Source organism: Aeromonas sp. LsrichE-8G, from assembly GCF_022869435.1.
GTDB lineage: Bacteria > Pseudomonadota > Gammaproteobacteria > Enterobacterales > Aeromonadaceae > Aeromonas > Aeromonas caviae.
Genome location: NZ_JALIHH010000050.1, coordinates 1 through 17,273, shown reverse-complemented (window position 1 = coordinate 17,273; position 17,273 = coordinate 1). Strand labels below are relative to the sequence as shown.

17 protein-coding genes are annotated in these 17,273 nt (G+C 62.8%); 11 read left to right on the top strand and 6 right to left on the bottom strand.

The annotated features are described in order from the left end of the window. Window positions 1-413: 413 nt before the first annotated feature. Both MUW49_RS10335 and MUW49_RS10330 read left to right on the top strand, forming a co-directional pair. Entirely contained in the window at window positions 414-1,385 is a 972-nt protein-coding gene (locus MUW49_RS10335; protein ID WP_244812692.1) for a TAXI family TRAP transporter solute-binding subunit, read from the top strand. Window positions 1,386-1,472: 87 nt separating this feature from the next. Then, window positions 1,473-4,037, top strand: coding sequence for a TRAP transporter permease (locus MUW49_RS10330; protein WP_244812690.1), 2,565 nt, complete (start codon window positions 1,473-1,475; stop codon window positions 4,035-4,037). Between the two features lie 88 nt (window positions 4,038-4,125). Here MUW49_RS10330 and MUW49_RS10325 read toward each other — a convergent pair whose 3' ends face one another. Beyond that, a complete protein-coding gene (locus tag MUW49_RS10325) occupies window positions 4,126-4,284 on the bottom strand; it encodes a hypothetical protein (RefSeq protein WP_005332188.1) in 159 nt (52 codons plus the stop codon). A gap of 172 nt (window positions 4,285-4,456) precedes the next feature. On the opposite strand from MUW49_RS10325, the gene MUW49_RS10320 reads away from it, so the two are divergent. Then, a complete protein-coding gene (locus MUW49_RS10320) occupies window positions 4,457-5,083 on the top strand; it encodes a lysoplasmalogenase (protein ID WP_043756759.1) in 627 nt (208 codons plus the stop codon). A gap of 62 nt (window positions 5,084-5,145) precedes the next feature. Here the strand turns inward: MUW49_RS10320 and MUW49_RS10315 are convergent, their stop codons facing one another. Beyond that, a complete protein-coding gene (locus MUW49_RS10315; RefSeq protein WP_244812688.1) occupies window positions 5,146-6,699 on the bottom strand; it encodes a DHA2 family efflux MFS transporter permease subunit in 1,554 nt (517 codons plus the stop codon). Next, entirely contained in the window at window positions 6,699-7,751 is a 1,053-nt protein-coding gene (locus MUW49_RS10310) for an HlyD family secretion protein (protein ID WP_244812687.1), read from the bottom strand. Before MUW49_RS10310 ends, MUW49_RS10315 begins: the two co-directional genes overlap by 1 nt. Before the next feature lie 97 nt (window positions 7,752-7,848). On the opposite strand from MUW49_RS10310, the gene MUW49_RS10305 reads away from it, so the two are divergent. Both MUW49_RS10305 and MUW49_RS10300 read left to right on the top strand, forming a co-directional pair. Beyond that, the gene (locus MUW49_RS10305) at window positions 7,849-8,751 is read left to right on the top strand and encodes a LysR family transcriptional regulator (protein WP_010672586.1); all 903 of its coding nucleotides are present in this window, start codon (window positions 7,849-7,851) and stop codon (window positions 8,749-8,751) included. A gap of 272 nt (window positions 8,752-9,023) precedes the next feature. Continuing rightward, complete coding sequence (locus MUW49_RS10300) at window positions 9,024-9,338, top strand: DUF2007 domain-containing protein (protein WP_010672587.1); 315 nt, start codon at window positions 9,024-9,026, stop codon at window positions 9,336-9,338. A 15-nt stretch (window positions 9,339-9,353) separates the two neighbouring features. Here the strand turns inward: MUW49_RS10300 and MUW49_RS10295 are convergent, their stop codons facing one another. Then, window positions 9,354-10,637 carry a dicarboxylate/amino acid:cation symporter gene (locus MUW49_RS10295; RefSeq protein WP_041214291.1) on the bottom strand — a complete coding sequence of 428 codons (1,284 nt, stop codon included), beginning with the start codon at window positions 10,635-10,637 and terminating at the stop codon, window positions 9,354-9,356. Between the two features lie 208 nt (window positions 10,638-10,845). Between MUW49_RS10295 and MUW49_RS10290 the strand changes: the two genes are divergently transcribed. Further along, entirely contained in the window at window positions 10,846-11,091 is a 246-nt protein-coding gene (locus MUW49_RS10290; RefSeq protein ID WP_039040405.1) for a YecH family metal-binding protein, read from the top strand. 101 nt (window positions 11,092-11,192) lie between these two features. Further along, window positions 11,193-11,792 carry a YhgN family NAAT transporter gene (locus MUW49_RS10285; protein ID WP_010672590.1) on the top strand — a complete coding sequence of 200 codons (600 nt, stop codon included), beginning with the start codon at window positions 11,193-11,195 and terminating at the stop codon, window positions 11,790-11,792. Window positions 11,793-11,852: 60 nt separating this feature from the next. Here MUW49_RS10285 and MUW49_RS10280 read toward each other — a convergent pair whose 3' ends face one another. Next, window positions 11,853-12,830: a LysR substrate-binding domain-containing protein gene (locus MUW49_RS10280; RefSeq protein ID WP_041214292.1), complete on the bottom strand. Its 978-nt coding sequence runs from the start codon at window positions 12,828-12,830 to the stop codon at window positions 11,853-11,855. Window positions 12,831-13,122: 292 nt separating this feature from the next. Here MUW49_RS10280 and tatA point away from each other — a divergent pair, with 292 nt between their 5' ends. The 3 genes from tatA to MUW49_RS10265 all read left to right on the top strand — a co-directional run bounded on the left by tatA (window position 13,123) and on the right by MUW49_RS10265 (window position 15,238). Beyond that, a complete protein-coding gene (gene tatA / locus MUW49_RS10275) occupies window positions 13,123-13,287 on the top strand; it encodes a twin-arginine translocase TatA/TatE family subunit (protein ID WP_010672592.1) in 165 nt (54 codons plus the stop codon). Window positions 13,288-13,297: 10 nt separating this feature from the next. Next, on the top strand, window positions 13,298-13,600 hold the full coding sequence (locus MUW49_RS10270) for a YfcZ/YiiS family protein (RefSeq protein WP_124813490.1): 303 nt from the start codon (window positions 13,298-13,300) through the stop codon (window positions 13,598-13,600). 216 nt (window positions 13,601-13,816) lie between these two features. Further along, a complete protein-coding gene (locus tag MUW49_RS10265) occupies window positions 13,817-15,238 on the top strand; it encodes a lytic transglycosylase F (protein WP_042015292.1) in 1,422 nt (473 codons plus the stop codon). Between the two features lie 5 nt (window positions 15,239-15,243). Here MUW49_RS10265 and MUW49_RS10260 read toward each other — a convergent pair whose 3' ends face one another. Then, window positions 15,244-15,405 (bottom strand): hypothetical protein, encoded by a 162-nt coding sequence (locus MUW49_RS10260; RefSeq protein ID WP_010672595.1) that lies wholly within the window; start codon window positions 15,403-15,405, stop codon window positions 15,244-15,246. A gap of 75 nt (window positions 15,406-15,480) precedes the next feature. Here MUW49_RS10260 and MUW49_RS10255 point away from each other — a divergent pair, with 75 nt between their 5' ends. Next, window positions 15,481-16,734, top strand: a complete 1,254-nt coding sequence (locus tag MUW49_RS10255) for a phospholipase D family protein (RefSeq protein ID WP_244812685.1) — start codon at window positions 15,481-15,483, stop codon at window positions 16,732-16,734. The last annotated feature ends 539 nt before the right edge of the window (window positions 16,735-17,273 follow it).

Genomic DNA, 17,273 nt, shown 5'->3' with positions numbered 1-17,273 from the left:
CGGACCAGGTTTCTAATCCTTGCCAGTCAAGGGTTGCGAAAGAATCTGGGCGTGCTTTTTATTGCTTCCCTTTGATAGTTCATGTAATTAATCTGCCCTTGAGAAATGAATGATCCGCTTCAAACTTCTCGCTATTTAAATCCGCCATTTTGCTGTTTTGTTTGATTTATGTTGGTGTTATGTGCTTAATCGGAGCGTTAATGCTTTTGAACTGACCCGTTTCTGGTCAGATCACCTCCGATCGGCATGACGCTGATTATCTCACCGCAGGATGATGGTGGCTTTTGGAAGGGCGCGTGCCGCTCGACCATTTCCTCGTACGAGGTCGTATAGGCGAACCCAGTCTTGATGCGGGTCTGTCTCATATTCTCCCGGGAAACGGGTGAAATAAATCAATGAAAAGGATGAAGAACATGAAAGGATTATCCTTGGCGTGCGCCTTGTCGGCGGCTCTGGTCGGTGTGTCGTTTGGTGGTCCGGTGCAAGCGCAGGAGCGCTTCGTGACCATAGGCACCGGCGGTCAGACCGGCGTCTACTACGTGGCGGGCCAGTCCATCTGCCGCTTCCTCAACCGCGGCGCCGCCGATCACCAGATCAAGTGCAACGCCCCGGCCAGTGGCGGCGGTGTTGCCAACGTCAACGGCATCCGCTCCGGCGAATTCAACTTCGGCATCATGCAGTCCGACCACCAGTACAAGGCGATGAAGGGCGTCGAGCCGTTCAAGGCCGAAGGTCCGATGGATGACATCCGCGCCGTCTTCTCCCTGCAGAGCGAAGTGTTCACCATCCTGGCCCGCAAGGACGCCAAGGTAGCCAGCTTCGACGACCTGAAGGGCAAGCGCGTCAACATCGGCAACCCGGGTTCCGGTCAGCGTGACACCTTTGAAGAGATCATGGCCGTGAAGGGCTGGGACAAATCCGCCTTCAGCCTGGTTTCCGAACTGAAACCCGCCGAGCAGGCCTCTGCCCTGGGTGACAACAACATCGACGCCATGAGCTACTTCGTCGGCCACCCGAACGGCGCCATCCAGGAAGCCTCCACCACCACGGACACCGTGCTGGTGCCGGTCACCGGCCCCGAAATCGGCAAGCTGCTGGCCGAGAAGAGCTACTACAGCAAGGCCGAGATCCCGGGTGGTCTCTACAAGGGCAGCCCGAACCCGACTCCGTCCATCGGTGGCAAGGCGGTGCTCTCCACCAGCGCCAAGGCTGACCCGGAAGTGGTCTACCAGCTGGTCAAGTCCGTGTTCGACAACCTGGACCGTTTCAAGCGCCTGCACCCGGCCTTCGCGGATCTGAAGGAAGCCGACATGATCAAGGTGGGTCTCTCCGCTCCGCTGCATGAAGGCGCTGTGCGTTACTACAAGGAACGTGGCTGGATGTAATCCGGCTGCGTCTTCGGATGTGCCCCGGACTCGCTCCTCCTTCGGGGGAGCGAGTCTCATTTATTGCAGTACCTACAGAGTCACACTATGCAGCAAACACAACAACAAGAGGCGTTCTCGGCCGAGGAGCTGATCGCCCAGGACGTCGGCGCCAGGCTGCCCGTCGGCCCCATGAGCTGGGTCATCGCGGGTCTTGCGCTGATCTGGTCCCTGTTCCAGCTCTGGATTGCCTCGCCGCTGCCCTTCTCCCTCGGCATCGGCGTCCTCAACGACACTGAAACACGCTCGATTCACCTGGCCTTCGCCATCCTGCTCGCCTACCTGGTGTTCCCCGCCATGCGCAGCTCGCCGCGAGACAGGGTTCCCCTTGCTGACATCGCCCTCGGCCTCGTCGGTGCCGCCGTCGCCAGCTATCTGTTCGTGATGTACCAGGAGCTTGCCCAGCGTCCCGGCAACCTGACCACCATGGACTTCGCGGTGGCCTGCGTCGGCATCCCGCTCCTGCTGGAAGCGGCCCGCCGCGCCCTGGGCCCGGCCCTGGCGGTCATCGCCATCGTCTTCCTGGCCTACAGCCTGGCCGGTCCCTGGATGCCTTCCCTGCTGGCCCACCGCGGGGTGAGCCTGCATGCGCTGGCCAACCACCAGTGGATCACCACCGAAGGGGTGTTCGGCATCGCCCTTGGGGTCTCCACCAGCTTCGTCTTCCTGTTCGTGCTGTTTGGCGCCCTGCTCGAGCGCGCCGGTGCGGGCCACTACTTCATCCAGCTCGCCTTCAGCCTGCTGGGTCACCTGCGCGGCGGCCCGGCCAAGGCGGCTGTGGTCGCCTCGGCCCTGACCGGCGTCATCTCCGGCTCCTCCATCGCCAACGTGGTGACCACGGGCACCTTCACCATCCCCATGATGAAACGGGTCGGTTTCTCCAAGGAGAAGGCCGGCGCGGTGGAAGTGGCCTCTTCGGTCAACGGCCAGATCATGCCGCCGGTCATGGGGGCTGCGGCCTTCCTGATGGTGGAATACGTGGGCATCCCCTATGTGGAGATCATCAAGCACGCCTTCCTGCCGGCGGCCATCTCCTACATCGCCCTGCTCTACATCGTGCACCTCGAGGCGCTCAAGCTCGGGATGCAGCCCATCGGCAACCGTCAGCCGCGCCCCTGGCTGCGTCGCCTGACCGGCTTCGCCTTCGGTGCCGCCCTCATCAGCGGCCTCTCCATGGCGGTCTACTACGGTCTGGGCTGGCTCAAGCCGGTACTGGGTGACTATGCCCTGCCGGGGATCAGCGTGCTGCTGGCCGTCGCCTATCTCGGACTGCTGAAGATCGCCGCGAGCAACGCGCCGCTGCCGGCGGAAGACCCGGACAAGCCGCTGGACGAGCTGCCCGAGACCCGCGCCGTGCTGCTCTCCGGCCTGCACTTCCTGCTGCCCGTGGTGGTGCTGGTGTGGTGTCTGATGGTGGAGCGCCTCTCCCCCGGCCTGTCGGCCTTCTGGGGTTCGGTGATGCTCATCATCATCCTGCTGACCCAGCGACCACTGCTGAACTGGCTGCGCACCGACGGCAAGCATGACTACGGCTCCTTCACCGATGGCGTGGTGGACCTGCGCGAGGGGCTGATTGCCGGTGCCCGCAACATGATCGGCATCGGCATTGCCACCGCCACTGCCGGTATCATCGTCGGGGCCGTCTCCCAGACCGGCGTCGGCCTGGTACTGGCGGATCTGGTGGAGTTCCTCTCCATGGGTAACCTGCTGCTCATGCTGATCCTCACCGCGCTGCTGAGCCTGATCCTCGGCATGGGGTTGCCGACCACCGCCAACTACATAGTGGTATCGAGCCTGCTGGCGCCGGTGATCGTCACCCTGGGGCAGCAGAACGGCCTCATCGTGCCGCTCATCGCGGTGCACCTGTTCGTCTTCTACTTCGGCATCATGGCGGATGTGACCCCGCCGGTGGGGCTGGCCTCGTTCGCCGCGGCCGCCGTCTCCAAGGGCGACCCCATCAAGACCGGGATCACGGCGTTCTACTACAGCCTGCGTACCGCGGCGCTGCCGTTCCTGTTCATCTTCAACACCGATCTGCTGCTCATCAACGTGGACTTCGCCCACGGCGTACTGATCTTCATCGTGGCCACCATCGCCATGCTGATCTTCGCTGCCGCCACCCAGGGCTTCTTCCTGGTGAAGAGCCGCTGGTACGAGAGCGTGCTGCTGCTGCTGGTGGCTTTCACCCTGTTCCGTCCTGGCTTCTGGATGGATCTGCTGCACGACCCGTATCGCGACACCGCCCCGGCCGAGCTGGTCCAGACCATGGGGCAGGTGGAGGCCGAAAGCACCCTGCGCCTGCGCATGGAAGGGGAAGATGCGGTGGGCAAGTTGCGCCGCTTCACCGTGCTGCTGCCGGTGCCTTCGGGCGTCAGTGGTGAGGACCGTCTGGCCAAGCTGGGGATCCAGACCTATGAGCAGGACGGCAAGATCCTGATCGACACCGTCACCTTCGGCAGCCAGGCCGCCGATCTGGGGCTGGAGATGGATCAGCAGATCCTGAGCGTCAAGGCGCCCACCGAGCGCTGGCCCAAGGAGCTGATGTGGCTGCCGGGCTTCCTGCTGTTCGGGGCCGTGGTCTGGCTGCAACGCCGCCGGGTCGCTCGACCCTGATCATCACCCAATAAAAAACGGCGCCTTCGGGCGCCGTTTTTTATGCTGGGCTGTGATGCCGGCCGCTTCGGTCCATCAGTCCAGGGCATCAGTTGGACTGGGTCTGCTTCTGTTTTTGCAGTTGGTCGAGGGTCTGCTGTTCCTGCGGGCTGAGGCCAAGCTGCTCGCAGGCTTGCTCAAAGCTGATGCCAAGGTGGCACATCATGATGTCGATGGCGGGCAGGTAGTTGGTCATAGCGTCTTCCATGGTGATCTTCCAGAGCTGTCTCTTATGCCCGAGCCACGAGGGAGGGGCAATTAGACTTTAGGTGTAGGGTGCCATATGTCTCACCCTCTGCCACTGGCCGGGGGAATTTGCTACTCTTGCGTGCACTAAAGGGGTTGCCGCCCGAGCGCGCGCAGTCGGTGAGGAGCAGGGTATGGTATTGAGTTTCTTGATCATCGCATCGGGCTGGTGGCACATCCGCGCGGCCTATGGCTCAGACTCCCGTCAGTTCTACATCAGCAAGCCCCTGACCATGCTGTTCATCATCGCCCTGGCGTTTGGCTACCAGAGTGACGATCACAATGGCTCCCATGCCTGGATCCTGCTCGGCCTCTGCCTCTCCCTGGCTGGCGACGTACTGCTGATGTTGCCACGGGATCGCTTCATCCAGGGGCTGGCGGCATTTCTTGTCGCGCACCTCTGCTACATCGTCGGTTTTGCCCAGGGCCCCCTGGTGCTCAAGCTGGTGGACGGCCTGCTGCTGCTGGGGCTGGCAGCCTTGGTGTTCGGCCTGCTGTGGGGCAGTCTTGGGGAGATGCGGATCCCCGTCTTCTGCTACATGCTGGTGATCATCGCCATGGCCTGGGTGGCCGCCGGCGCCTGGCATGCCTCCCTCACCGCCGGCAGCGCCGCCGCCCTGGTGGGGGCGCTGATGTTCCTCTTCTCCGACAGCATGCTGGCCCTCGACCGTTTCCGTCGTCCGTTCCCCCATGCCACGGCCTGGGTGATGACCAGCTACTTCGCCGCCCAGTTCCTGATCGCCGCCTCTCTGGCGGGCTGACCGGCAGGCAGCAATGAAAAACGGGCCTTCTGGCCCGTTTTGCTATTCCATCCCCACCGTTTTCACGCCTCGACCGGTTCTGCATCAGGCGCCCTCGGGGCCGGCTGCTTGAGCAGCAGCATCAGGGCGCTGGCGATGAGCAGGAAGATGCCCATCACGAAGAACACCTGGTTGTAGGCCATGATGGCCGCCTCGCGGCTGATGGTGTTCGACAGCATGGCTCTGGCCTGTTGCTGCGCCAGTGCCGGATCCGAGCCCTGAGCCATCATGCTCTGGGCCAGCTGCAGCAGGTAGCTCTGCCCCTCGATGCTGGTGGCGGCCAAGGTGCTGCCGATCTGGCTGACGTGGGTCCGGGTATCGTTGTCGATCAGGGTCGCGATGATGGCGATGCCGAAGGCGCCCCCCAGGTTGCGCAGCACGTTGAGCAGGGTGGAGGAGGAGGGGATCTCGTCCGGGGTCAGGCTGGCGGTCGCCACCAGGGAGAGGGGCACCATGATGAAGGGCTGCCCCAGCGCCCGTACGATGAGCGACTGGATCAGCTGGGGCCCGGCATAGTCGGCGCTCATGTTGACGTTCATAAAGCAGCTGACGGCGAACACCAGGAAGCCGAAGCTCACCAGATAGCGCGGGTCTATCTTGTGGGTCAATTTGGGCACCAGGGGCAGTACCAGCAGCTGGGGCAACCCCATCCACATCAGCACCTCGCCGATTTCCAGGGCGTTGTAGTTGTGGATCTGGGTCATGTAGAGGGGCAGCACATAGATGGAGCCCATCAGGGCCATGCCGAGCACCAGGTAGGCGAAGCAGGCCAGCGCGAAGCGCGGGTTGTGCAGCAGTCGCAGGTTGACCAGGGGGTGGCGGCGCAGCAGCTGGCTGATGACGAAGAACACCAGGGCCACCACGGAGATGACGGTGAGCCGCACGATGAAGCTGGAGCCGAACCAGTCCTCCCGGTTGCCCTCTTCCAGCACCACTTCCAGCAGACCCAGCCCCACCGCCATGGTGAGGATGCCGACGAGATCCACCCGCTTGATTACCTCCCAGTCCACCGGCTTCCGGTCCAGTCCGTGGGCCAGCATGGCCATCACCAGCAGTCCCGGTGGCACGTTCAGGTAGAAGATGTAGTGCCAGGACATCTGTTCCGTCAGCCAGCCCCCCAGGGTCGGGCCGATGGCGGGAGCGAAGGTGACGCACAGGCCAAACAGCGCCATGCCGGTGGCCCGCTTTTGCAGCGGCAACAGGCTGACGATGAGGGAGAAGGCCATAGGGATCAGGGCTCCGCCGGTGAAGCCCTGCAGCGCCCGAAAGACGATCATGCTGGTGAGGTTCCAGCTGAACGAGCAGAGCACGGAGGCGACGATGAAGGCGCCCGTGGTCCACAGCAGGTAGCGCCGCACGCTCAGCCCCCGGCTCAGCCAGCCGCTCAGGGGGATGGCGATCATCTCCGCCACCAGGTAGGAGGTGGAGATCCAGGAGCTTTCGCTCAGGGTGGCCGAGAGCGCCCCCTGAATGTCCTTCAGGGAGGCGTTGGTGATCTGGATGTCGAGGATGGCCATGAAGGCGCCGATAAGGCCCCCCATGACCGCGATCCAGTTGCGGCGTGGAATGGGTTCCATCAGTGGGCGGCCACCACGGGTTCAGGGGTGCGGGTATCCACTATCACCTCGGTAGAGAGGCCGGGCAGCAGCTTGCCCGCCAGCGCACCCGGCTCCGGGATGCGGATCTTGACCGGCACCCGCTGCACTATCTTGGTGAAGTTGCCGGTGGCGTTCTCCGGCGGCAGCAGGGCGAACTTGGCACCGGTGGCCGGCGCCAGGCTGTCGATGATCCCCTCGACCGGCTGATCCGGGTAGGCATCCAGGATCACCTCCACCTTCTGCCCCGGCTGCATGTGCTGCAACTGGGTCTCCTTGAAGTTCGCCTCGACCCATACCTGCTGCAGCGGCACCAGGCTGGCCACCTGCATGCCGGACTGGACATAGAGCCCGGCCCGCAGGCTGCGCTTGCCGATGATGCCGTCGGCCGGTGCCCGCAGCTCGGTGTAGCCGAGCTCCAGCCTGGCCTGTTCAAGCTGGGCCTCGCTCAGGGCCAGCTTGGCCTGGTTCTGCTTGGCTTCGGCATCCAGCACCAGCAGCCGCTCGCGGGCGGCCTGCAGGGCGGCTTTGGCCTCCTGCTCCTGGGCCTGGTTGACCTGCAAGCCGGCGCGCACCTCGTCCAGGCTGTCCTGGGAGCTGTAGTGGCGCTGATTGAGCTGGCTGACCCGGCGCACCTGCTGCTGGGCCCGGACCTGCTCGGCATTGGCCGAGCTGACTTTTGCCTCGGCCTGGCGGATGAGGCTCAACTGCTGGATACGGGTGGCGGCAAGGTTATCCGCCGTCGCCTGGTTGAGGTGCAGATCGGCCTCGGCCTCCGCCACCTTGGTCCTGTATTCGCGGTCGTCGAGCCGGGCGATGAGCTGGCCGGCCTTCACCGCCTGGTTGTCGGTCACCAGCACTTCGCTGATGTAGCCGGAGAGCTTGGAACCGATGCCGGTCACCTCGCTTTGCAGGTAGGCGTTGTCGGTGCTCTCGAAGTAGCGGCCATGCAGATACCAGTAACCGGCAAACAGCAGGCCGAGCAGGGCCAGCACCAGGGCGGCCAGCAGGGGGATCTTCTTGTGTTGACTCATGATATTGGTTTTCCTGAACTGTGGCGGGCAGGCTAACATCGTGCAACTGTTTCGATTAGTATCCATTCATGAGATATACAGTTTCACTGGTGAAACAATGGACCTGAATGCTGCCTTAATCCTCGTTCGTATCGTCGACAAGGGCTCCTTTACCGCCGCTGCCCAGGAGCTGGGCATGACCAAGGCGACGGTGAGCCGCCGCATTGCCGAGCTGGAGCAGCGTCTCGGCGCGCGGCTGCTCTATCGCTCCACCCGGCAGCTCACCCTGACGGAAGCCGGTGAACAATATTATCTACGCTGCAGCAAGGCGGTGGAGGAGCTGGCCCAGGCCGAGCTGATGCTCAGTGCCAGCCAGCAGGAGGTGACAGGGACCCTCAAGCTGGCGGTGCCCATCGAGACGGGACAGCTGGTGGTGGGCAGGCTGGTGGCGAACTTCCTGCAAGCCTATCCGGGCATGAAGGTGGAGCTGGAGCTGACCAACCGCATCGTGGATCCCATCAGCGAGGGGCTGGATGCCATCGTGCGGGTCGGCGACATGAGCGACTCCAACCTGGCGGCGCGGCGTCTCTGGAGCACCGAGCGGCTGCTGTGCGCCAGCCCGGACTATCTGGCGCGCCACCCGGTGATCCAGAGGCCCGCCGATCTGGTGCATCACGAGCGGATCGCGGTCAGCACGGGGTTCCTCGCCTCGCACTGGTGTTTCGAGCTGGATGATCGTGAAGTGCTGGTGGATCCCCCGTCCCGCTTCCAGGTCAACAACATCACCTGTGCCAGGGAGGCGGCGAAGGCGGGGCTGGGGCTGGCTTCCCTGCCCGCCATGCTGTGCCATGATGAGCTGGCGAACGGGACGCTGGTCTCCTTGCTGCCGGAGTGGCAGCAACCCAGGGTACCCATCTACCTGCTGTTTCCCGAGCGGCGCCTGATGCCGCGCAAGCTGAGGGCATTCATCGATTTTCTGGTGGCCAACGGCCCGGCTTACGGCATCGACAAGCTGCTGTGAAGAGCCCGATGCGGCGATGATTGAACTGGCAAGGGTTTCGAGGACAACGTATGGAGCGGTGGATGAATCTGTATCGGGCATCTCACTCCCGGAAGATGCTCGCCCTGGAATGATGGTAGTGCTGGTGATGACGGCACTGGCAAGGGTTTCGAGGACAACGTATGGAGCGGTGGATGAATCTGTATTGGGCATCGCACTCCCGGAAGATGCTTGCCCTGGAATGATGGTAGTGCTGGTGATGACGGCACTGGCAAGGGTTTCGAGGACAACGTATGGATCAGTGGATTAACTTGTATCGCGCCTCTCACTCCCTGGAGGCGCATGCCCTGAAAGGGGCCTTGGAGGTAGAGGGAGTCAGGGTGCGCCTCAGCGGCGAAGGGCTCTCCGGCGCGCTCGGGGAGCTGCCGGTGGATCTGCTGCAAGTGACCCTGATGGTGAACGAGCGGGATCGTCAGCGGGCGGGCCGGATCATCGAGCGCTACCAGCAGCGCCAGGGCAACGGCTGGCTGTGCGGCCAGTGCGGGGAGGAGAACGGCGCCAACTTCGATATCTGCTGGCGCTGCCATCACGATCCCCAGGATCATTGAACGCCCCTCGCGCCCTCAGCGCAGGGTGAAGTCGATGTCATCCCCCGCATGGGCATCGTGGTAGGTGGCGAGATCCAGCTCCTTCTCGCTGCGGGCGATGAGCACGGAGACCAGGATGTCGCCGGAGACGTTGACCGTGGTGCGCGCCATGTCGAGGATCCGGTCTATGCCGGCGATGAGCGCCACCCCTTCCAGCGGCAGTCCCACGGCAGTGAGGGTCAGGGTCAGCAGCATCAGCCCGGTACCGGGTGTGCCCGCCGTGCCGATGCTGGCCAGCGTGACGATGCTGATGATGGTCAGGTAGTCCACCAGATGCAGATCCACCCCGAAGGCCTGGGCCACGAACAGGGCGGTGACTCCCTGATAGAGGGCGGTGCCATCCATGTTGATGGTGGCGCCGATGGGCAGCACCTTGGCGGTGATGGCGGGGGAGACCCCGAGCCTGCGTTCGGCGCAGGCCAGGCTGATGGGCAGGGTACTGCTGCTTGAACTGCTGGTGAAGGCCACCGCCTGGGCATCGACGATGCTCTTGAAGTAGTGCAACGGGTTGAGGCGCGCCATCAGGAGCAGCAGGCTGCTGTAGACGCCGAGCACGTGGAGCAGGCAGCCGAGGTAGACGGCGCCGATCACCTTGAGCAGCGGCAACAGCAGGCTGACGCCGTACTTGCCGGTCATCCAGGCCATCAGGGCGCAGACGCCATAGGGGGCCAGGGCCATCACCATCTGGGTCAGCTTGAACATTCCCTCCGCCAATGAGGTAAAGAACAGGATGGCGGGGCGGCCGCGTCGTCCGGTGGCGTTGAGGGCGAGAGCGAGGGCCACGGCGAACACGATCACCTGCAATATCTTGCCATCGCCCATGGCCTGCACCGGGTTGCGCGGCACCAGGTGGCTCAGCACGCTGGCCAGGGTAGGTTGCTGCGCCATGGCGCCCCGTTCATAAGGACCCATGTTGGCGCCCATGCCCGGTTCCAGCAGCCAGCCCATCATCAGGCCGATGCAGATGGCGACGGCGGTGGAGCAGAGATAGAAGCCGATGGCCTTGCCGGCGATGCGGTCGAGCCGCTTGCCCTTGAGCAGGGCGGTGAGGCCTGCCAGGACGGAACAGAAGATGAGGGGCACCATCAGCATCTGGATGGTGTTGACGAACAGGACGCCGATGGGCTTGAGCAGCAGGGCCTGCTCGCTGAAGCAGAGCCCCAGACCTATCCCGGTCAGCATGCCGAGCAGGGTCTTCAACCAGAGCGGGCGACGGGTCCAGATCCGCCAGGGTTTGAAGACCAATCCATGGAACAGCATGACGCCAATGTCCTTATTTTCTGTCTGCGGTGGCAAAAAGGGGCGACAGTGTAGCCATCCCCCCGTCAGGTTGCCACATTATCGACAAAGCGGCGCTCACGACCAGCCCGCTGGCGTTAAAAAAGGCGTTTTGTTGGCCTATATCAAGAACCCTCTCCGGGCTTCGGGCTTTAATTGTCATCTGACATGATGATTAAAGAGGTTCGAAATGTCCCAATCGATACACGGTCACGAGGTGATGGAGATGATGCTGGAGCAGGAGAGTCCGTTTACCCGGGCCAGCCTCAGGGCGGCGATCGCCTCGCGCTTCGGTGCCGAGGCCCGGTTCCACACCTGCAGCGCCAGCGAGATGGACGCCGACGCCCTGATCGACTTCCTGGCCAGGCGCGGCAAGTTCATCGACTCGGAGTCAGGGTTCCAGACCCGCGCCGACAAGATCTGCAACCACGGATGATCGCCAGTGGCGAGCGCGGTGGGGCGCTCGCCGAATCCCGCCACCTTTGTTATATTTCGCCCTCCTTCCCCTCTTGTTGAAAGGTTCTGCCCGGGCGCTCTATGGACACATTCTCCGCTGCCGTCATGCTGTTTCTGATCATGGATCCGCTGGGCAACCTGCCGGTCTTCCTCTCCATCCTGCGCCATGTCGACCCCAAGCGTCGACGCAAGGTAATGCTGCGGGAGCTGTTGTTTTCACTGGTGATCATGATGGGCTTCCTGTTCGCCGGTCAGCAGATCCTGAGCTTCCTCAACCTGCGTCAGGAGGCGGTCAGCATCGCGGGGGGCATCATCCTCTTCCTCATCGCCATCAAGATGATCTTCCCGAGCCCCGGTGGCGTGACCGGGCTGGCGGCGGGGGAGGAGCCCTTCCTGGTGCCCATGGCCATCCCCATGATTGCGGGCCCCTCCATCCTGGCTTCCCTGCTGCTTCTGGCCAACCAGGAGCCGACCCGGATGGTGGACTGGTCATTGGCCCTGCTGATGGCCTGGGGGGCCAGCGCCGTGATCCTGATGTTCTACGAGCTGTTCAACAAGCTGCTGGGTGAGCGAGGACTCACCGCGGTGGAGCGGCTGATGGGCATGCTGCTGGTGATGATCTCGGTGCAGATGCTGCTGGACGGGGTGCACCACTATCTGGCGGTGACGGGTCAGAACTGACGGGGCGAATGCTGACGTCAATGTGAAACGGGGCTTCTTGAGCCCCGTTTTTTTTGCGCGTCAGGCGGCAGCGGCCGGGTCGTCCACCGAGGTTTCCAGCTTGCCCATGATGAGGGCGAGCAGGGTCTCCCGCAGCCAGCGATGGCCCGGATCCTCCTCGTGGCGCTGATGCCAGATGAGCAGGTGGGAGATGCTGTCTAGGGCGATGGGCAGCGGCAGCGGCACCAGGGGATAGACCTGGGTCGCGTGGCGGGCATAGAGCCGGGAGAGGGTCACTATCATGTCCGAGTGCATGCCCATGCGCAGGGCCGCCTCGAAGGAGGGCACGGTCGCCTCGATCCGGCGATAGAGATCCTGCTCCGCCAGCTTGTGATCCAGCATCCAGCGATCCCGCCCCTCGCAGTAGGTCTGCACATGAGGGTAGGCGAGGTAACGGGCGAGATCCCACTCGGGCTCCTGCAAGGCAGGGTGATCCCGTTGCACCAGGCAGGTGAGATCGTCGATGGTGAGCAGCCGCTGGCAGATGGCGTTGGGCAGGGTGTCGAGGCGAAAATCCGAATTGATGCAGTTCTCCCGCACCGTGAAGGCGATATCCACCTGGCCCTGGCTCATCTCGGTCAGGCTGTGCTCGGTCCACTCCTCGTAGCGCAGGCGGATGCCAGGGGCCTGACGCTTCAGCTCGCTCAGGTAGAGGGGGGCAAACAGGGTGAAGGCGCTGTCCATGCTGGCGATGACGAACTCCCGCTCCGTGCTGGCGGGATCGAAGTCCGGCGGCTGGATCAGGTTGTCCAGGGAGAGCAGTATGGGTTGTAGCTGCTGCTGGAGATCCAGGGCGCGGGGAGTGGGATCCATCCCGTAGGCCGAGCGCACGAACAGGGGATCGTCAAAGGTCTCCCGCAACCGTCCGAGGGCCTTGCTGACGGCGGACTGGCTCAGGTGCAAGCGGCGTGCAGCCCGGCTGCCGTTGCGCTCTTCCAGCAAGACTTGCAGGATTATCAACAAATTAAGGTCTATGCGTGCAAGCTGTTCCAGCAACATGATATGAATCCTCTTCAATTCCTAGATGAATATATACCATTTGTTTTCATATCTTGGCGATCCTATGCTCGACGGGTCTCTCGCCCTGGTGGCGGCTGGTACAGGATGTAGCGGTTGAGGGGACAAGTAGCACCGACTCATACGGCGGCCCATGGTCGCCGTATTTTTTTGCGCCTCGTCGCCGTTTTTGCGCGATTTTTTCGCCAACTTGCACCTGCCTTGATTTTGCCCAACAATCGGTACGCTTTCTTTTGATACAACCTCCAGGTATCTAACAGTCAGGAGTCTCCCTATGGGACTGGGTGGCATTCATATCTGGCATCTGCTGATCCTGCTCGTGGTCGTCGTCGTGGTGTTTGGCAGCAAACGCCTGGCTGGCGCCGGTGAGGATCTGGGCACTGCCATCAGGGATTTTCGCAACGCCTTGCGCGACGATGACAATATCCGGAATAAGTAGGAGTGAACGTATGTCTGTAGACGAGAAAGTGGAACTGAACGAGACCTGTGACAGTTGCGGCTGTTTCGCCGAAATTGGCACCATCATCGGCGAAGGTGACGACGTCATGGAGCTGGTGATCGAGGCTGCTGCAGAAGTCGACGCCCGCGAGAAATTTGCGGCTTACGAGGCGCTGGCCAAGCAGGTCACTGCCGAAGCCAAAAGCAGCAGCGAGCTGAGCCGGGGCCCGGATGGCGTGATCCTGAAGGCCCGCCTGCAATTCACCTGCACCGCCGAGAAGCTGATCTTCGAGATGCGCGCCCGCTCCCTCTGAGATCGTGATGACACGGCAGGCTTGCCTGCCGTCTTGCTCTGCCCCTCGCTTTTTCCCTCCCTTTGCGTTGTATAGTGAGTTATCCCACGGACGATCCGTTTTCCGTCCGGCATGCGCCGATCGGCAGAAGATCCCGCGACGCCCCATGACTTGGCGCAGGCGCCTTCTCTGACAGACCCGACGGTGCGCACCGGCCCACAGCGAGGTGGTTAAATCATGATGCGGCGATGGATCTGGGCCCTGCTGGCTCTCTGCTCTCTCCCTCTGCTGGCGGCGGATCTCAAGCCGCAGTTGCTGCCCCAGGCCGGTGATCTCGAACACATCCTGCAAAAAAAAGAGCTCAGGGCCCTGGTGGTCTATGAGCGGGGGTTTTTCTTTTTCGACAAGGGAGCCCAGTACGGCATCCTGGTCAATCAGCTTCAGGGATTCGAGCGTTGGTTGAACCAGACCTACCTGGCCAAGGAGAAGCTCAAGCTCAAGATCATTTATATCCCGGTGCGCCAGGACAAGCTGCTGGACTATCTGGCCGAGGGGCGCGGGGATCTGGTGGCCGCCAACCTGACGGTCACCCCCACCCGGCGCGAGCAGGTGACCTTCTCCCAGCCGCTGATCGCCCCCATCGAGGAGTGGGTGGTGAGCCAGCGGGATCTCCCTGCCTTCAATCGCATCACCCAGCTGTCCGGCCGGCGGATCTGGGTGCGAGCCAGCTCCAGTTATTTCGAGAGCCTGCACCAGCTCAACTGGCTGTTTCGGGAGCTGGGGTTGCCCCCGGTCTACATCGAGACGGTTCCCGAATACCTGCAGGATGGGGACCTGCTGGAGATGGTGTCAGCCGGGATCATTCCGCTGACGGTCACCGACAGCTTCAAGGGGCGGATCTGGCTCGACATGATTGGCGGCCTCAAGGCCCACAGGCTGATTCCGCTGCGGGACAAGGGGCGAAGCGCCTGGGCCCTGCGCAACAACAGCCCGGAGCTGCTCAAGGCGGTGAACGCCTACATCTCGGAGTCGAGCAAGCGGACCCTCTACAGTGACATGACATTGCGCCGCCTGCTGGCGCAAAGCGACCGCATGAGCAACATACTGGCGCCGGACCCGCTGGGGCGCCTGTCGACCATTCGCAAGGTACTGGAGGCCCAGGCGGACAAGTATCAGCTGGACTGGCTGATGCTGGCCGCGCTGGCTTACAAGGAGTCGGGGCTCAATCCCAATGTCGGCTCTCACCGGGGGGCCGTCGGCATCATGCAACTGCTGCCGAGTACCGGCAAGGAGGTGGGGATCCGAGGCGCCAGACTCACCAGTCTGGAGGGCAATGTGGAGGCGGCCTGTCGCTACATGCGGCTCATCCTGGACACCTACTTCAATGATCCCGGGATGGACAGGCTCAATCGCCATCTGTTCGCCCTGGCCGCCTACAATGCGGGTCCGAACCGTGTCCAGGCATTGCAGGCCAAGGCGGCCGATAAGGGGCTGGATCCGAACGTCTGGTTCGGCAATGTGGAGCAGCTGGTGGCCAACGACGTGGGCCAGGGGCCCATCAACTACGTTGGCACCATCTACAAATACTACGTGGCCTACCGTTTCAGCCTGCCCCAGTTGGAGGGCAAGTCAGAGGCCATCGAGGCGGTGCAGCCCTGAGCCTGTCAATGCTGGCCGGGGAGGGGATCCTCGTGATGCTGCGCAAGGGGTTCCCAGCCCAGATCCCGGTGCTGCTGGTACCAGGGCATCAACAGCCTGGCCGGGGTGGGATCCGGTTGGCTGGCATGAGGTCTCTGACTGAGGGAGGGGTGGTCGCGCAGTTCCATCATCGGCTCCTTGACACTGGGCTATCGGGGCGGTCGTCTGGGTTATGCCACCACCAGATGACAGGGAGATGACCCTTGATCCCCGCCGACTTTGCCTTGCTCGCCGATCCCGGCGCCGCCCTGAAGGCCCGATGCCAGTTGATCCGCCAGGCTCGCCACCGGATCCTCGCCCAGTATTACAGCTGGGAAGAGGACGGCAGCGGCAAGCTGCTGCTGGCGGAGCTGGTGCGGGCGGCCCGGCGCGGAGTGGTGGTGCAACTGCTCATCGACGATCTCTACGGCGGGGAGAACCGCTTTCTGGAGGCGGTGGCGGCGGAACCGGGCATCGAGGTTCGCCTGTTCAACCCCTTCTGGCTGCGGGGCTGGCGTCCTCTGACCCTGCTGCTGGAAGGGGTGCTGAGCTTTCGCCGCATCAACCACCGGATGCACAACAAGCTGCTGCTGGTGGATGGCAGCCAGGCGGTGATCGGCGGGCGCAACATCGGTGATCGTTACTTCGGGCTGGGGATGCCGCCTCACTTCATCGACCTGGATCTGGTCTGCCGCGGCCCCCTCTGTCAGCAGGCCGAGCAGGGGTTCGCGCTGTTCTGGCACAGTCGCTGGAGCCACCCGGTCCGTCGCCTGTTGAGACGCCCCTTGCTGCCAGCCGAAACCCGGGCCCTGAACGATTTCCTGCTGACCCTGACCGACCCCGCCATGGCGGCCGCCTATGATCTGCCGGCCACTCTGTTTGATGAGTGCCCCGTTCCCCTTTGCTGGCATCCCGGGCGAGGGCTGTGCTGGTTCGATCGCCCCGGCAAGGGGCTGGTCGCCCGGCCGACCACGGCGCCCCTGCTGGGACGCATGCTGGCGAGCAATCAGGGGGCCCTGAGGTTGGTGAGCCCTTACCTGATCCTGACACGGGGGCTGCGTCGCCGGCTCAAGGGGCAGCGACGGCAGGGGGTCGACATCGAGATCCTGACCAACTCCCTGGCCAGCACGGACGTGCCCCTGGTCTATGGCGCCTATCGACGTCACCGCCCCTGGCTCGAGCGTCAGGGGGTCACCCTGTTCGAGCTGACGACGGAGGCGTTCAGTCTGCATGCCAAGCTGATCCTGATGGGGAAGGAGGAGGCGCTGCTCGGCAGTTTCAACCTGGATCCCCGCTCCCTGATGCTCAACACCGAGTTGATGCTGCACCTCCATAGCCCGACGCTGTGCGACGAGTTGCAGCAACTCATCGATGGCTGGTTGCAGCAGGCCGTGCACCCGGTGGCGGCGTCCCCCTCTGCATGGCGGCGCCTGCTGGCGCAATTGAGCGATTGGTTACCTTTGCATCGTTGGTTGTGAGTGGGATCCGCCTTGTGCGAGATCTCGCAAAGCCTTGTGCGCCTTCGAGGATAACGTTTGCCATCCAAAGACGGGGCTGGATTGCATCGTATTGTTTTTAATCGATTTATATTAAGAGCGCAGTAACAATCCAGGGGCCTCGACTGCATAGAGGTGCGTGTAGAACGGTTTTTTATTTTATTTAACTGCGTAGTATCTCGAGTGCAAGGACAAACACGGCGGCTGGTCTGCCGTGTGGGTGACGGCAACAGGGGAAATGGGCCAACCGGATTGCTCCGGCAGGCGAGGCGGATCGGGAGCGGAAACCCGTGATGCCAGACAGACCCCCGTGGTTGCGGGAGCCCAATATGGAACATGCTATTTGCGAGGGGGTGACATGCGAATGTTGCCCCATTTTTTAGGTTCTTCGCGGGATCTTGGGGAAGTGGAAGTTGACAGACAGGGTGCTGGTAAACTGGCTGTCTCCAAACACACCACCACCATCACCCTGCTGTCGCCGTGCATCATATTGATATTGCCTCCTTCTGGCCAGGTTATAC

Bases quoted from the DNA above. Each gene is read 5' to 3' on its own strand.
- MUW49_RS10335 (WP_244812692.1), top strand. From the start codon at position 414: ATGAAAGGATTATCCTTGGCGTGCGCCTTGTCGGCGGCTCTGGTCGGT.
- MUW49_RS10330 (WP_244812690.1), top strand. From the start codon at position 1,473: ATGCAGCAAACACAACAACAAGAGGCGTTCTCGGCCGAGGAGCTGATC.
- MUW49_RS10325 (WP_005332188.1), bottom strand. From the start codon at position 4,284: ATGGAAGACGCTATGACCAACTACCTGCCCGCCATCGACATCATGATG.
- MUW49_RS10320 (WP_043756759.1), top strand. From the start codon at position 4,457: ATGGTATTGAGTTTCTTGATCATCGCATCGGGCTGGTGGCACATCCGC.
- MUW49_RS10315 (WP_244812688.1), bottom strand. From the start codon at position 6,699: ATGGAACCCATTCCACGCCGCAACTGGATCGCGGTCATGGGGGGCCTT.
- MUW49_RS10310 (WP_244812687.1), bottom strand. From the start codon at position 7,751: ATGAGTCAACACAAGAAGATCCCCCTGCTGGCCGCCCTGGTGCTGGCC.
- MUW49_RS10305 (WP_010672586.1), top strand. From the start codon at position 7,849: ATGGACCTGAATGCTGCCTTAATCCTCGTTCGTATCGTCGACAAGGGC.
- MUW49_RS10300 (WP_010672587.1), top strand. From the start codon at position 9,024: ATGGATCAGTGGATTAACTTGTATCGCGCCTCTCACTCCCTGGAGGCG.
- MUW49_RS10295 (WP_041214291.1), bottom strand. From the start codon at position 10,637: ATGCTGTTCCATGGATTGGTCTTCAAACCCTGGCGGATCTGGACCCGT.
- MUW49_RS10290 (WP_039040405.1), top strand. From the start codon at position 10,846: ATGTCCCAATCGATACACGGTCACGAGGTGATGGAGATGATGCTGGAG.
- MUW49_RS10285 (WP_010672590.1), top strand. From the start codon at position 11,193: ATGGACACATTCTCCGCTGCCGTCATGCTGTTTCTGATCATGGATCCG.
- MUW49_RS10280 (WP_041214292.1), bottom strand. From the start codon at position 12,830: ATGTTGCTGGAACAGCTTGCACGCATAGACCTTAATTTGTTGATAATC.
- tatA (WP_010672592.1), top strand. From the start codon at position 13,123: ATGGGACTGGGTGGCATTCATATCTGGCATCTGCTGATCCTGCTCGTG.
- MUW49_RS10270 (WP_124813490.1), top strand. From the start codon at position 13,298: ATGTCTGTAGACGAGAAAGTGGAACTGAACGAGACCTGTGACAGTTGC.
- MUW49_RS10265 (WP_042015292.1), top strand. From the start codon at position 13,817: ATGATGCGGCGATGGATCTGGGCCCTGCTGGCTCTCTGCTCTCTCCCT.
- MUW49_RS10260 (WP_010672595.1), bottom strand. From the start codon at position 15,405: ATGGAACTGCGCGACCACCCCTCCCTCAGTCAGAGACCTCATGCCAGC.